At 67.4% G+C, this 13,592-nt stretch carries 16 protein-coding genes; 14 read left to right on the top strand and 2 right to left on the bottom strand.

The genetic code is table 11. The features are described 5' to 3' along the window. Positions 1 to 166 precede the first annotated feature (166 nt). Positions 167 to 1,033 carry an alpha/beta hydrolase family protein gene (locus tag FM111_RS05090; protein ID WP_087139653.1) on the top strand — a complete coding sequence of 289 codons (867 nt, stop codon included), beginning with the start codon at positions 167 to 169 and terminating at the stop codon, positions 1,031 to 1,033. 46 nt (positions 1,034 to 1,079) lie between these two features. Next, a complete protein-coding gene (locus tag FM111_RS05085; RefSeq protein ID WP_087139651.1) occupies positions 1,080 to 1,931 on the top strand; it encodes an aldo/keto reductase in 852 nt (283 codons plus the stop codon). 3 nt (positions 1,932 to 1,934) lie between these two features. On the opposite strand, the gene FM111_RS05080 is transcribed toward FM111_RS05085, so the two are convergent. Further along, complete coding sequence (locus FM111_RS05080) at positions 1,935 to 2,153, bottom strand: DUF6500 family protein (protein ID WP_087139649.1); 219 nt, start codon at positions 2,151 to 2,153, stop codon at positions 1,935 to 1,937. Between the two features lie 163 nt (positions 2,154 to 2,316). Between FM111_RS05080 and FM111_RS05075 the strand changes: the two genes are divergently transcribed. From FM111_RS05075 to FM111_RS05030, 11 genes are all read left to right on the top strand, one after another. After that, positions 2,317 to 2,565, top strand: a complete 249-nt coding sequence (locus tag FM111_RS05075; RefSeq protein WP_087139648.1) for a helix-turn-helix domain-containing protein — start codon at positions 2,317 to 2,319, stop codon at positions 2,563 to 2,565. Beyond that, positions 2,532 to 3,206 carry a Pr6Pr family membrane protein gene (locus tag FM111_RS05070; protein ID WP_179205026.1) on the top strand — a complete coding sequence of 225 codons (675 nt, stop codon included), beginning with the start codon at positions 2,532 to 2,534 and terminating at the stop codon, positions 3,204 to 3,206. Before FM111_RS05075 ends, FM111_RS05070 begins: the two co-directional genes overlap by 34 nt. A gap of 10 nt (positions 3,207 to 3,216) precedes the next feature. Continuing rightward, complete coding sequence (locus FM111_RS05065; protein WP_087139644.1) at positions 3,217 to 4,749, top strand: UbiD family decarboxylase; 1,533 nt, start codon at positions 3,217 to 3,219, stop codon at positions 4,747 to 4,749. Positions 4,750 to 4,877: 128 nt separating this feature from the next. After that, on the top strand, positions 4,878 to 5,807 hold the full coding sequence (locus FM111_RS05060) for a DUF3829 domain-containing protein (protein WP_179205025.1): 930 nt from the start codon (positions 4,878 to 4,880) through the stop codon (positions 5,805 to 5,807). 158 nt (positions 5,808 to 5,965) lie between these two features. Further along, positions 5,966 to 7,747, top strand: a complete 1,782-nt coding sequence (locus FM111_RS05055) for a M14 family metallopeptidase (RefSeq protein WP_087139655.1) — start codon at positions 5,966 to 5,968, stop codon at positions 7,745 to 7,747. Next, a complete protein-coding gene (locus tag FM111_RS05050) occupies positions 7,744 to 8,145 on the top strand; it encodes an MAPEG family protein (protein WP_087139641.1) in 402 nt (133 codons plus the stop codon). Before FM111_RS05055 ends, FM111_RS05050 begins: the two co-directional genes overlap by 4 nt. Before the next feature lie 43 nt (positions 8,146 to 8,188). Then, positions 8,189 to 9,535, top strand: coding sequence for a TldD/PmbA family protein (locus tag FM111_RS05045; protein ID WP_087139639.1), 1,347 nt, complete (start codon positions 8,189 to 8,191; stop codon positions 9,533 to 9,535). Beyond that, positions 9,532 to 10,326, top strand: a complete 795-nt coding sequence (locus tag FM111_RS05040; protein ID WP_087139638.1) for a 3'(2'),5'-bisphosphate nucleotidase CysQ — start codon at positions 9,532 to 9,534, stop codon at positions 10,324 to 10,326. Before FM111_RS05045 ends, FM111_RS05040 begins: the two co-directional genes overlap by 4 nt. 13 nt (positions 10,327 to 10,339) lie before the next feature. Continuing rightward, positions 10,340 to 10,591 (top strand): DUF4170 domain-containing protein, encoded by a 252-nt coding sequence (locus tag FM111_RS05035; RefSeq protein ID WP_003165766.1) that lies wholly within the window; start codon positions 10,340 to 10,342, stop codon positions 10,589 to 10,591. A 97-nt stretch (positions 10,592 to 10,688) separates the two neighbouring features. Further along, positions 10,689 to 10,850 (top strand): hypothetical protein, encoded by a 162-nt coding sequence (locus FM111_RS16365; RefSeq protein WP_179205024.1) that lies wholly within the window; start codon positions 10,689 to 10,691, stop codon positions 10,848 to 10,850. Then, positions 10,847 to 11,038, top strand: a complete 192-nt coding sequence (locus tag FM111_RS05030; protein WP_087139636.1) for a hypothetical protein — start codon at positions 10,847 to 10,849, stop codon at positions 11,036 to 11,038. Before FM111_RS16365 ends, FM111_RS05030 begins: the two co-directional genes overlap by 4 nt. A gap of 3 nt (positions 11,039 to 11,041) precedes the next feature. Here FM111_RS05030 and FM111_RS05025 read toward each other — a convergent pair whose 3' ends face one another. Next, positions 11,042 to 11,707 carry a fused DSP-PTPase phosphatase/NAD kinase-like protein gene (locus tag FM111_RS05025; protein ID WP_087139635.1) on the bottom strand — a complete coding sequence of 222 codons (666 nt, stop codon included), beginning with the start codon at positions 11,705 to 11,707 and terminating at the stop codon, positions 11,042 to 11,044. A 103-nt stretch (positions 11,708 to 11,810) separates the two neighbouring features. On the opposite strand from FM111_RS05025, the gene FM111_RS05020 reads away from it, so the two are divergent. After that, the coding region (locus FM111_RS05020) for an ABC transporter ATP-binding protein (RefSeq protein WP_087139633.1) at positions 11,811 to 13,592 on the top strand (1,782 nt) is incomplete at its 3' end.

The raw sequence follows: 13,592 nt of genomic DNA, 5'->3' as shown, positions 1-13,592 counted from the left end.
TCCCGGCGTCCGCCGGGATGAGCGGGAGGCAGGAGGCGACGAACATCTGGTGTGAACCGGGTCTTCTGAAGCCAGCGCACATCGGCGCCCCTCTGAACGCACCCGCCAAGCCTTGACCTGACGCCACGTCAATCGGCTAGAGTTCGTTTCTAAACAGGACGGACCTATGAACGATCTCGTCACGCGCGACTTCACCGCTCCGGCCGCAGACGGCTATCCGTTGTCGATGCGGCTGGTTTCGGCTGCTGAACCTCAGATCGCCGTGCTGGTCTCATCCGGCACGGGCTTTCCCAAGGGCTTCTACGAGCGGTTCGCGTGGCATCTGGCGGGCCGGGGCGCAGCGGTGCTGACCTATGACTTCCGGGGCATCGCCGGGTCGCGGCCGGAGGAGCTGAAAGGCTCGATCATCGACTACCCCGACTGGGGGCGTCTGGACATGCCCGCCGCGCTGGACGCCCTGATCGAAGCGGCGCCGGGCCTGCGCGTCGTCCATGTCGGCCACAGCGTCGGCGGCCATTTCGTCGGCTTCATGCCCAATCATGACCGGATCGAGCGGCACGCCTTCGTCTCGGTCGGCACCGGCTGGTGGGGCGGGCACCACCGCAGCTACAACCCGCTGGAGCTGTTCTTCTGGCTGGGTTTCGGGCCGTTCAGCCTGATGCGGCGCGGCTATATCAAGGGCGGCGGCCTGTGGGCCGGGACCGACCTGCCGCGCAATGTCTTCACCACCTGGCGGCGCTGGTGCATGAAGCGCGAGCACTTCTCCAAAGAGCTGGAGACCAGCCTGCGGCCGCATCACTATGAGGCCGTGACGGCGCCGATCCGTTCATGGATCTTCACTGACGACCCCATCGCCACGCCCGGCACGGCGCGCGACCTGTTGAGCGTCTATCCCAACGCCCCGTCGGACATGACCGTCCACACGCCGGGCGATTTCGGCGCGCGGCGCATCGGCCACGAAGGCGCCTTCCGCAAGGAGATGGAGCCGTTGTGGGATCGGATTTTCCACTGGCTGGACAATGGCGAGGTCTGAGCGGGCGCCTATATCCCAGGCTCATCATCCTCTCGGAGCCTCCCCCATGCCCTATTCCGACCAGCCGACTGCGACCGCCTCGGGCGTTGAGATTCCGCTGCTCGGCTTCGGCACCTGGCAACTGGAAGCCGACGACGCCCGTCGCATGGTGCGCGAGGCCCTGCGCATCGGCTATCGCCACATCGACACCGCCTGGATCTACAAGAACGAAAAGGCGGTCGGCGACGGCATCGCGGACGCCGTGGCCGAAGGCGTCGTCACGCGCGACGACATCTTCGTCACCACCAAGATCTGGGTCGAGCATTTCCACCGTGACGCCCTGCTGCGCCAGGCCGAGGAATCGGCGATCAGCCTCTGCCTGACGCCGGACCTGCTGTTGCTGCACTGGCCCAAGCCGACGCCGGCGCTGGCGGAGACCATCGGCGCGCTGAACGAGGCGTTGGAGAAGGGGTTCACCAAACACATCGGCCTGTCCAACTTCCCCTCGGCCCTGTTCCGTGAGGCGGCCGCCCTGTCGACCGCGCCGCTGATCACCAATCAGGTCGAATATCACCCCTATCTGTCGCAAAAGACGCTGATCGAAACGGCGCGGGAACTGGGCTCGTCCATCACCGCCTGGTCCCCTCTGGCCCAGGGCAAGATCGCCGACGACGACGTGATCGGCGAGATCGCCGAGGCGCACGGCAAGACCAACGGCCAGATCACCCTGCGCTGGATCATCCAGCAGGGCGTCATCGCCATTCCGCGTACCGCCAAGGAAAGCCGCGCGGCCGAGAATTTCGGCATCTTCGACTTTGAACTGTCGGCCGACGAAATGACCCGGATCAGCGCCCTGGCTCGTCCCGACGGCCGCATCGGCGACTGGCTGGACGCTGCCTTCCAGTGGGACGCCGCCTAAGGCTCAGGCGGCGTCCGACACCATCTGACGGATCTTCGTCGCTTTCTCGAAATGGTCGAGCCTGTGGGTGTGAATCCACCATTCGGCAGCTTCGAAAAGCAGTTCGGGATCATCGTTTTGATTGGCGAAGAAGGCGTAGAAAGACACGCCGACATTGTCGCCCTTTTCCGCGATCTTGCGGGTGCAGACGGCAATGATCTTTTCGCGCAGGCTGGCTCGCAAGGCGTTACTCCCGACGGACTGTCGATGACTATTTGAGGTTGAGCAAAACTAGCCGATTTGGTCGACGCTTCACAATTGCTCAGCTTGATTGGACTCATCTTCGGAATGGGATCAGGATGCCTGATCAAACAGCGTCATAGGACGCCCGCTTCGGGAGGACGCCATGGGTTCGGTTCTGGGTTTTCCGGGGATTGATCCGATGGACGCCGTCGTCGGCGCTCGCATCCGCCGCTGGCGCGATCAGCGCGGCGTGACGTTTGACGACCTGGCCGCCGCCATCGACCTGACGCCCGAGGCCCTGCGTCGGGTCGAAGCGGGGCGCGAGCATCTGGACTCGGCACAGTTGGACGCCGCCACCCGCGCCTTGCGCCTGCCGGTATGGGCGCTGGTATCCGACGCCCCGGCCTATTGATGACGGCGCGGCTCTATCGGTCGCTGTTCGCCCTGATCGGCTGGGGCGCGCTGGGCCTGCAATACGGCTTGCTGCTGCGGAACAGCCCCGGCGTCGGAGCGGGCGAACTGACGCTGATCTTCTTCAGCTTCTTCACCATCCTGACCAATCTGCTGGCGGCGCTGGCCCTGACGGGGCCGGCCCTGGCGCCCGACAGCCCTCTGGGTCGTTGGAGCCGCAGCGAAGGCGTCCGCGCCGCCGTCGCCATGTACATCGTGGTGGTCGGCGTCGTTTATCACCTGCTGCTGGCCCAGACCTGGAACCCTCAGGGCTGGCAGAAGGTCGCCGATACGCTGCTGCACACCGTCATGCCCCTGGCCTTCGCGGGCGACTGGCTGCTGTTCACGGCCAAGGGGCGGTTGCGCTGGATCGATGCCGTCAAATGGCTGACCTTTCCGCTGCTCTACGGCGGCTGGACCCTGGCGCACGGAGTGATGACGGACTGGTGGCCCTATTGGTTCGTCAATGTCAGCGAACTGGGCCTGGCGCGGGCGGCGGCGAACTTCGCGGGCCTGTTGATCTTCTTCCTGCTGCTGGGCCTGATCGTCGTGGCGATCGATCGCGCCTTCGGACGGCGTGACAGACGGACGATTGCCGCCTAAGCGTCAGCGCATGGCCTACAAGTCCCTGCGCGATTTTCTTGCGACCCTCGAAGCCGACGGCGAACTGGTCCGCGTGTCGGAGCCCGTCTCCACCCATCTGGAGATGACCGAGATCCAGACCCGGCTGCTGCGGAACGGCGGCCCGGCGGTTCTGTTCGAAAAGCCGGTCATGCCGGACGGCACGATCAGCCCCATCCCCTGTCTGGCCAACCTGTTCGGCACGGTGAAGCGCGTCGCCATGGGCGTCACGCTGGAGGGCAAGCAACGCACCACGGCGGGCGAACTGCGCGAGGTCGGCGAACTGCTGGCCTTCCTGCGCAATCCGACGCCGCCGCGCGGCCTCGGCGACGCGATGGAGATGCTGCCTCTGGCCCAGACCGTCATGTCGATGCGGCCGAAGACGGTGAAGAAGGCCCCGGTGCAGGAGGTGGTGCTGAAGGGCGATCAGATCGACCTGACCGCCCTGCCCATTCAGGGCTGCTGGCCCGGCGAGCCCGCGCCGCTGATCACCTGGGGCCTCGTCGTGACCAAGGGGCCGTCGGACGACCGCGAGGACGACTTCAACCTGGGCATCTATCGGATGCAGGTGCTGGGCAAGGACAAGGCCATCATGCGCTGGCTGGCCCATCGCGGCGGCGCCCAGCACTACGCCCGGCACAAGAAGGCCGGCAAGCGCGAGCCCCTGCCCTGCGCCGTCGTTCTGGGCGCCGACCCCGGCACCATCCTGGCCGCCGTGACCCCGGTGCCGGAGACCCTGTCGGAATACCAATTCGCGGGCCTGATGCGCGGCTCCAAGGCCGAGCTGGTGCCGTGCAAGACCGTGCCGTTGATGGTCCCGGCCCAGGCCGAGATCGTGCTGGAAGGCCACGTCCTGCTGGACGAGTTCGAGGACGAAGGCCCCTACGGCGACCACACCGGCTACTACAACTCGGTCGAGAAGTTCCCGGTCTTCCAGGTCAGCGCCATCACCATGCGCAAGGACCCCATCTATCTGACCACCTTCACCGGCCGTCCGCCGGATGAGCCGTCCGTGCTGGGCGAGGCGCTGAACGAGGTCTTCATCCCCCTGATCCGCCAGCAGTTCCCCGAGATCACCGACTTCTGGCTGCCGCCCGAGGGCTGCAGCTACCGCATCGCCGTGGTGTCGATGAAGAAGGCCTATCCGGGCCACGCCAAGCGGGTGATGATGGGCTGTTGGAGCTATCTGCGCCAGTTCATGTACACCAAGTGGATCATCGTCGTGGACGACGACATCAACGCCCGCGACTGGAAAGACGTCATGTGGGCCGTCTCGACCAAGATGGACCCGGCGCGCGACATCACGGTCATCGAGAACACCCCCATCGACTATCTGGACTTCGCCAGCCCCGAGAGCGGGCTGGGCTCCAAGATCGGTCTGGACGCCACCGACAAGTGGGAGCCCGAGACCAAGCGCGAATGGGGCGAGGAGATCCGCATGGAGCAGGACGTCATCGACCGCGTATCCGAGAAGTGGGCCTCACTGGGCCTGCCGGGCGACGGGGCGCCGATCTGGAAGGCCTGACGCGGTTCCTGTGAGCAGTTTGCAAAAACTCGTCTCGCGAGAGAACCCAAATGGCTGATCGGCGTTCAGTTTCCCGGCCGAAGGAACGGCGACGCTTGGGGCGCGCTGATCGGCTTAGGGGAATCCATATGATTTCACGCACCAGCGCCGGCGTCGCCACGCTCGCCATCGCCGCCGCGCTCAGCCTGTCGGCGTGCGGCGACAGCAAGGGGAACGCCGAGAATCCGGCGCCCAAGTCGGTCGCCCAGGCGGCGGGCAACGAGGCCACCCAGGAGAAGATGAGCCTATACATCGACGGCTTCAACGCGCTGATCGATGACCACTGGGGCGTGTCGAAATACTTCGGCGACTATCAGAAGCTGGACATTCCGAACGCCTCGGCCACGGCGAACCTCTACTTCCCCGAGAATATCTCCCACCTGGAACGCGCGATCGCGAAGCTGAAGGAAGGCCGGGCGCTGAACGGCGGCAATCAGGGCAAGAAGGCCGATGAAGCGGCCGACAAGCTGATCCCGCAACTGGAGGCCCTGCTGGCCCAGTGGCAGGCGCTCGACCCCTATTTCGAGTCCCGCGCCTATCGCGACGACGGTCTGGCCAAGGCCAAGGCGGCCCACGCCGCCCAGACGCAGGCCTATCAGGGCAGCGTCGCCGGCATCGAGCAGCTGGACGTCGCCCTGAGCGAATATCAGCGCGCCAGCAACGCCGCCAAGATGGAGGCCATGCGCAAGGGAGGCCACGCCGCCGAGGCCAGCCTGCTGGACGCCATGCAGAAGGCGGACCTGTTCACCAATGCGGTGATGGAAGACAACAAGGCCGAGGCGGATGCCCAGTTGCCGGCGATGGAAGCCGCCATCGCCAAACTGCGTGAAGAGCAGGCCAAGATGCCGGCGGACAACCGCAACAAGTCCTATCTGTCCAGCATCGCCGACAACCTCAGCGGCATGGTCGGCGCCTATCGCGACTTCAAGCAGTCCAACTCGGACAGCTACCGCGAGTCCGTCGTGGACCGCTACAACAGCGCCATCGGCAACATGAACCGCGTGGAACTGCCCGCGTAACGACCCTGCGTCCGGCCGCGCAAAGCGGCCGGACGCGCTTCTCGCGAACATGGGCCGGGGTTGCCAGACGGCTGTGATCGGATCACGAAGGGCCTATGCGCCTAGACCGTTTCGTCACAGCGGCCGTCGCCGCCCTAGTTTGTTTCGCGAGCCCCGCCATGTCCCAGACCCCGTCCGCTTCCGTTCCCAACGAAGCCCCGTGGGACCAGGCCTTCCTCCCGCCCGCCCCCGCCTGGGACGGCCCCAGCCGCGCCCTGCTGCGGGGCGCCGCCGATCCGTGGGTCACGGGGTTCGAGGCCGATGCCGCGCATGACTTCTCGCCCAACTACGCCGACACCCGCGCCTGGTTCGACAAACTGGACGCCGCCAGCGACCTGATCCGCATCGAGCAGTTCGGAACCTCGCCGGAAGGCCGCCCGATCTACGCCGTGATCGCCTCCAAGGACGGCGCGGCGTTTGATCCGTCCAAGCCCGTCCTGCTGGCCCAGGCCGGCATCCATCCGGGCGAGATCGACGGCAAGGACGCGGGCATGATGCTGCTGCGCGACATCGCCTTTTACGGCAAGGACGGCCTGCTGGACCGCGCCAACCTGATCCTGGTCCCGATCCTCAGCGTCGACGGGCATGAGCGAGCGGGCGCCTATTCCCGCCCCAACCAGCGCGGACCGCGCATCCAGGGCTGGCGCCACACGGCGACCAACCAGAACCTGAACCGCGACTTCATGAAGCTGGATCAGACCGAGATGCAGGCCGTCATGGGCCTGATCCACAAATATCAGCCGGACCTCTACGTCGACATCCACGTCACCGACGGCATCGATTATCAATACGACGTCACCTTCGGCTACAACGGCGAGGACGGCGTCTGGAGCCGCAGCCCGGCCATCGCCCAATGGCTGGACGCCGCCTTCAAGCCCGCCATCTATGAGGCGCTGGAGGCTCAAGGGCACATCCCCGGCGAGTTGGTCTTCGCCATCGACGACCGCGACCCGAAGAAGGGCCTGAACGACGGCGGCCTGGGCGAGCGCTTCTCCAACGGCTGGGGCTCGGCGGCCCACGTCCCGACCATCCTGATCGAGAACCACAGCCTGAAGCCGCACGAGCAGCGGGTGCTGGGCACCTACGCCTTCCTCGAGGAAGCGCTGAAGCTGCTGGCCGAAAAATCGGGCGATCTGCGCGCCGCCATCGCCGCCGACCGCGCCCTGCGCCCCGCCGAACTGCCCGCCAACTTCGACAGCGACGAGACGCCCTCGCACACCCGCCCCTTCAAGGGCATCCGCTATGAGACCTTCGACAGCCTCGCCTCGGACCGCCCCGAAATCCGCTGGCTGGGCCAGCCGGACGCCGAACTGTGGCAAATGCCCTTCTACGGTTCGCACCCCACGCTGACGCTGAAGCGGCCGACCGCCTATTGGGTGCCGTCCTATCGCCAGGACGTGATCGAGCGCCTGCGCATCCACGGCGTGCAGATGGAGACGCTGGCCGCCCCGCGCACCGTGGCCGTCGACATGCTGCGCCTTGTCGATCCCAAGGTGTCGGGCCGCACCAACGAAGGCCATGTGCCGATCTCGGTCAGCGAAGTCCGGCCCGAAGCCCACGACTGGACCTTCCCCATCGGCTCCGTCCGCGTGCCGACCGACCAGCCGATGGGCGACGTCGCCATCCTGCTGCTGGAGCCGCAGTCGAACGAGAGCTTCTTCGCCTGGGGCATGTTCCCTGAGGTGCTGAACCGCGTCGAATACATCGAGGCCTACGCCATCGCCCCGCTGGCCGAAAAGATGCTGGCCGCCGATCCGGCGCTGAAGGCCGCGTTCGAGGCCAAGCTGGCCGCCGATCCCGCCTTCGCCGCCGACGGCGATGCGCGTCTGGCCTGGTTCTATGAGCGCACGCCCTTCTACGACCAGCGCTATCGCCTCTATCCGGTGGGGCGCGAAAATTGAGCCTGATCCCGACCATTCAGGCGGCCGCCCTGTGGGGCGGCCTGCTGATCCTGCTGCTGTTCGTCCTGTCGGGCGTGGTGGTGAACCGGCGGCGCAAGCATCTGGTCGAGTTCGGCGACGGCGGCGTGCGGGAACTGATCTGCGCCACGCGCGCCTTCTCCAACGCGGCCGAATACATTCCCGCCGGAATGTGCGGCCTGATCCTGCTGGCCTTTCTGGGCGCCCCGGCCCTGCTGATCCATGCGGTCGGCGGGATGCTGTTCCTTGGGCGGGTGATCCACGCCCTGGGCCTGCTGTTCCAGGAAGGGCCGTCGCTGGGCCGTTCGATCGGCATGATCCTGACCTGGCTGGCGCTGCTGGTCGCGGCGGTCAGCCTGATCGCCTGGTCCATTCTCTAAGCCCGGATGTTGCAGGTCGCAGTTCCGTCCGCCATATCGGGGCATGTCCGATAAGACGCCCTCCCCCGACATCCTGAACGATCTGATCTCCGCCGCGCTGAAGGCCGGCGCCGACGCGGCCGAGGCCGTGTCCGCCCATCGCGCCTCCCTGTCCGTCGGCGTGCGCAACGGCGCGCTGGAAGACGTCGAGCGTGAAGAGGCCCGCGATCTGGGCCTGCGCGTCTTCATCGGGCGGCGTCAGGCGACGGTGTCCGCCTCCGACCTGTCCGACGCCACCCGCGCCCGTCTGGTCGAGCGCGCCGTGGCCATGGCCAAGCTGGCGCCGGAAGACCCCTACGCCGCGCTCGCGCCGCAGGACCGACTGGCCGCCGCGCCGCACGCGGACCTCGACCTCTACGACCCCGCCGAACGCTCGGCCGAAGCGCTGGAAGCCGCCGCCGCCGAGGCGGAAGGCTCCGCCCTGGCCGTATCGGGCGTCTCCAAATCCGAAGGCGGCCACGCCTCATGGTCGGCCAGCGAATGGGGCCTCGTCACCTCGCACGGCTTCGACGGCCGTCATCGCGGCAGCGCCTTCTCTCTGGGCGTCGGCGTCATCGCCGAGAAGGACGGCGCCATGGAGCGCGGCGGTGAAAGCCGCGCCGTCCGTCACCTGTCCGACCTGCCCGACGCCGCATCCATCGGCCTGAAGGCGGGCGAGCGCGCCGTCGGCCGCGTCGGCCCGCGCAAGATCGCCTCGACCACCGCCCCCGTCATCTTCGAGAACCGCGTCGCGACCCAGGTGCTGTCGCCGCTGCTGGGCGCCATCTCCGGGCCGTCGATCGCGCGCGGCAGCTCCTTCCTGAAGGACAAGCTGAACAAGGCGGTCCTGCCGACCGGCGTCGACCTGATCGACGACCCGTTCCGCCCGCGCGGCCTCGGCTCCACCCCCTTCGACGACGAGGGCGTGGCCGTCGAACGGCGCGAGATCGTCAAGGACGGCGTCCTGACCACCTGGCTGCTGAACACGGCCTCGGCGGCCCAGCTGGGCCTGCAGACCACCGGCCACGCCTCGCGCGGGCTGGCGGGGCCGTCGGGCGTTTCGACCCACAACCTGCATCTGACGCCGGGCGAAGGCGATCTGGACGCCCTGATGGCGGAGGCTGGGACGGGCCTGCTGATCACCTCCATGTTCGGCCCCTCGCTGAACGGCAACACCGGCGACTGGTCGGCCGGGGTGTCCGGCTTCTGGTTCGAGAACGGCCAGCGCGCCTATCCGGTCAGCGAAGTCACCGTGGCGGGCAATCTGATCGACCTCTACGCCCGCCTGCAACGCGCGGGCGACCTGGAGTTCCGCGGCTCCTTCAACAGCCCCTCCCTGCTGTTCGACAAGGTGGCGATCGCGGGCAAATGAGCGACTACAGCGCCGACCTCGCCCTGATCCGCGACGCGGCCCTGGCCGCCGGTCGGCTGGCGCTCGAACATCGCGAGGCCGGGCTGAAGGTCTGGTCCAAGGACGGCGGCTCGCCCGTCACCAGCGCCGATCTGGCGGTGGACCAGCTGCTGCGCGATGCGCTTCTGACCGCTCGCCCCGACTACGGCTGGCTGTCCGAGGAGACGGCCGACAGCACGGAACGCCTGACGAAAAAGCGCATCTTCGTCGTCGATCCGATCGACGGCACGGTCGCCTTCATGAAGAACAAGCCGTGGTGGTGCGTGCCCATCGCCGTGGTCGAGGACGGCCGCCCCGTCGCCGCCGTCATCCACGCCCCGATGATGGACGAGGTGTTCGAGGCCACGCTGGGCGGCGGCGCCCGCCTGCAGGGACGCCCTATCAGCGCGTCCGACACCGACGACCTTGAGGACGCCGAGCTTCTGGCCGACGCCCGGCTGATGGAGGCGCGCGAATGGGACGAGCCGTGGCCGCCGATGCGTTTCTCCAAGCGCAACGCCCTGGCCTATCGCATGGCGCTTGTAGCGGCCGGGGCCTTCGATGCGGCCATCGCCATCAGCCCCAAGTGGGACTGGGACGTCTGCGCCGGCGCCCTGATCGCCGAAGAGGCCGGGGCCAAGGTCAGCGACCATATGGGCCGTCCGTGGCGCTTTAATCGCCCCGATCCGCGTCAAACCAGCCTGATATGCGCCGCGCCGGCCCTTCACCCGTTGATCGTGAGGCGCACAGCGCCTATCCCGCTGGCCATCTGACATTCCTCCCGCAATGGACCCCCTCTCCATGGCCGACTCTCACGACCCCCAACTGCTTCACCTCGTCATCGGCGGCGAAATGCGCCACCCGGCCGAGCCCGTCTTCCGCGACCTGTCGCAGGTCGAGTTCGTCGGCGCCTTCGGCAACTACGAAGAGGCCAAGAAGGCCTGGAAGGCTCGCGCCCAGGCGACCGTCGACAACGCCCACATGCGCTACTTCATCCTGCACGCGCACAAGCTGATCGATCCGCGCACCGACGCCTGATCGACCGTTCACGGCGCAGTTACGCCGCTGTTCAGGAACCGCAGGGGCGGCTGATGCGCTTTCTCATCAGTCGCCTTTGTCATGAACAGGATTTCCCATGCTGCCGACCCTCATCGTCCTGCTTCTGGTGGTCGTCGCCGTGGCGGCGATCGTCTGGGTCGTGCGCAAGGGGCCGCCGCACGTCGCCCGCCCCGGCGAAGACCAGGACACCGCCTGGAACGACCCCATCACCCCCGCTGATCGGGACCGCAGACCTTGACCCTTTTCGGCCAGACGCTGGACGGCCAGCAGATTTTCGGCGTCGTCTCCCTGATCGCCGTCCTGGCCCTGTGGCTGATCGTCTTCTCCCGCCAGCGCGATCACGTGCGCCAGATCAAGCGGTGGAAGAAGGAACAGTCAGCGCGCAAGGCCCCGCCGCCCGCCGCCGGACGCGGCCCCTGGGGCTAAGGCCTATTCGCGTTTCAACAGGCGGTCGACGACCAGCTTGCCCCACCATCCGGCCTTAAACTCGGCGCGGATGGCCTTGGGATCATAGGCGTCGCTCTCGACCCAATCCTCGAAGCTGACGCCCGTGGGTTCGACCTCGGCGACATATTTCTCCAGCGTATAGTCCAGCACGCCGGTCAGCCCCTCGCGGCTGTGCAGGGTGCGCTTGCCCAGTTCCCCCATCGCCGCCGAGATCGGCTCGCCCAGGTGGAAATGGCGATAGAAGACCGCCATCATCCCCGCCCGGTCCGCGCCCGACTTGCAGTGGATCAAGGCCGGATACTCCATCGTCTGGAACAGAGCCTTAGCCCGGCGCACACGGTCCTTGCCCGGCGGATCGCGTGAATCCAGCGGCGCGTTGATCAGGGTCAGGCCCAGCCGCTCGCAGGCGTCCTTCTCCAGCCAGTAATAGGCCTCGTCTCTCTGACCGCGCAGATTGACGATCGTGCGAATTCCCTGACGCTTCCACCACGCCAGCTGCCCCGGCGACGGCTGGTTGGTCCGCACCATGTCCGGTCCCAGCCAGTGGGCGTTGGTGAACGCCGTGCGCAGGAAGGCGTGGTCCTTCCAGAAATAGGACCAGCGCGCCTTGAAACGGCCGAATGGCGTAGTCAGATCGTAGCGCCCCATGACGGCGAGATAGCGCCGTTTGCACCCGGCGTCACCCGCCCAAGGCCGTCTCTCTCGCGCACGGCCGCTTGACTTGACGCCTCAGCCGTTCGACCGAAGGCCGATGACTGTTCCCGCCTCTCATGACGACGCCCGCGAGCCGCTGCGGCCCCTGCTCGCCCGCATCTGGCGCGAGTATCTGTCGCGGCACAAGCCGGCCTTCTTCACCTCCATGCTGCTGGCGGGCGTATCAGGCGGCCTGACGGCCCTGCTGCTGAAGTTCCTGGAGCCGGCGATCGACCTGCTGTTCGGCCAGCACACAGGGCCCGTGACGATCTGGAACACCGTCACCATCCCGGCGGACAAGGTGCTGATCGCCATTCCCCTGTTCATCATCGTCGTGGCGGTGATCCGCTCGCTCAGCATGGCGGGCCAGGCGGCGCTGGTGAACCGGCTGGGCCACGGCATCGTCGGCGACATCCAGAAGCAGTTGTTCTCGGGCATGATCCGGGCCGACCTGTCGCGTCTGCGCAGCCAGCACTCGGGGACCTTCGTCTCCTCCGTCCTGTTCGACGCCAATCTGGTGCGCGAGGCCTTCACCTCGGGCGTGGTCAACTACACCCAGAACGCCCTGATGCTGCTGGGCGTCATCGTCGCCATGGGCTTCATCGACCTGCCGCTGACGCTGATCGTCCTGTTGGGCGTGCCGGTCGTCAGCTGGATCATTCGCCGCTTCGGCAAGAAGTCGAGGAAGGCCGCGCGCGGCGCCATGGTCGAGACCGAGGCCCTGTCCAGCGCCCTGATGGAGAATCTGGACGGCGTCCGCGTCATCAAGATCGAGAACCGCGAGGCGGCCGAAGAAGACCGCGTCTCCACCGTCATCGATCGCCGCCAGCGCCACGTCATCAAGGGCGCCGACAGCCGCGCCTTCTCCGGCCCGGCCAGCGACATCGTCGCCTACGGCGTCGTCGCCGCCGTCATGGCCTATGCCGGATGGAGCGCCAGCCAGGGGCAGATGACCGTCGGCGCCTTCGCCTCCTTCATCGGCATGCTGCTGCTGGCCGGTCAGGCCCTGCGTCAGGTGACGAACCTGACCACGGTGCTGAGCGAAGGCTTCACCGCTGCGCGGCGCCTGTTCGCCGCCCTGGACATCGAGCCCGAGATTCGCGAAGCCAGCGACGCGGCCGAAGTCGCGCCCGGCCCCGTCACCGTCGCCCTGGAACAGGTCTCCTTCGCCTATCGCGCCGACGAGGACAGGTCCGCCCCCACCCTGTCCGATGTCAACCTGCACGTCGCGCCGGGCGAGACCATCGCCCTGGTAGGCCCGTCAGGCGGCGGCAAGTCGACCATCCTCAGCCTGTTGCCGCGCTTCTATGACGTGACGGCGGGGCGGGTGACGCTGAACGGCCGCGACATCCGCGAGCTGAGCCTGTCATCCCTGCGCGACCACATCGCCCTGGTGACGCAGGAGCCCTTCCTGTTCGACGACACCATCGCCGCCAACATCGCCTATGGCCGCCCCGGCGCGACCGCCGAGGACATCGTGGCCGCCGCCCGCGCCGCCGCCGCCCACGACTTCATCACCGCCCTGCCTGACGGCTACGCCACCCGCGTGGGCGAGGCCGGCGCCCGCCTGTCGGGCGGCCAGCGTCAGCGCATCGCCATCGCCCGCGCCTTCCTGAAAGATGCGCCCATCCTGCTGCTGGACGAGGCGACCAGCGCGCTCGACACCGAGAGCGAGGCCCTGGTCCAGGCGGCGCTGGAGCGGCTGATGGACGGCCGCGCCACCCTGATGATCGCCCACCGCCTGTCGACGGTGAAGAACGCCGACCGGATCTACGTCATCGACGGCGGCCGCGTGGTCGAGGAAGGAACCCACGACGCCCTGGTCGCGCGCGGCGGCCTC

The sequence above is a fragment of the Brevundimonas diminuta 3F5N genome (assembly GCF_900163625.1).
GTDB lineage: Bacteria > Pseudomonadota > Alphaproteobacteria > Caulobacterales > Caulobacteraceae > Brevundimonas > Brevundimonas diminuta_A.
This window is presented reverse-complemented; position numbering and strand designations above follow the sequence as displayed.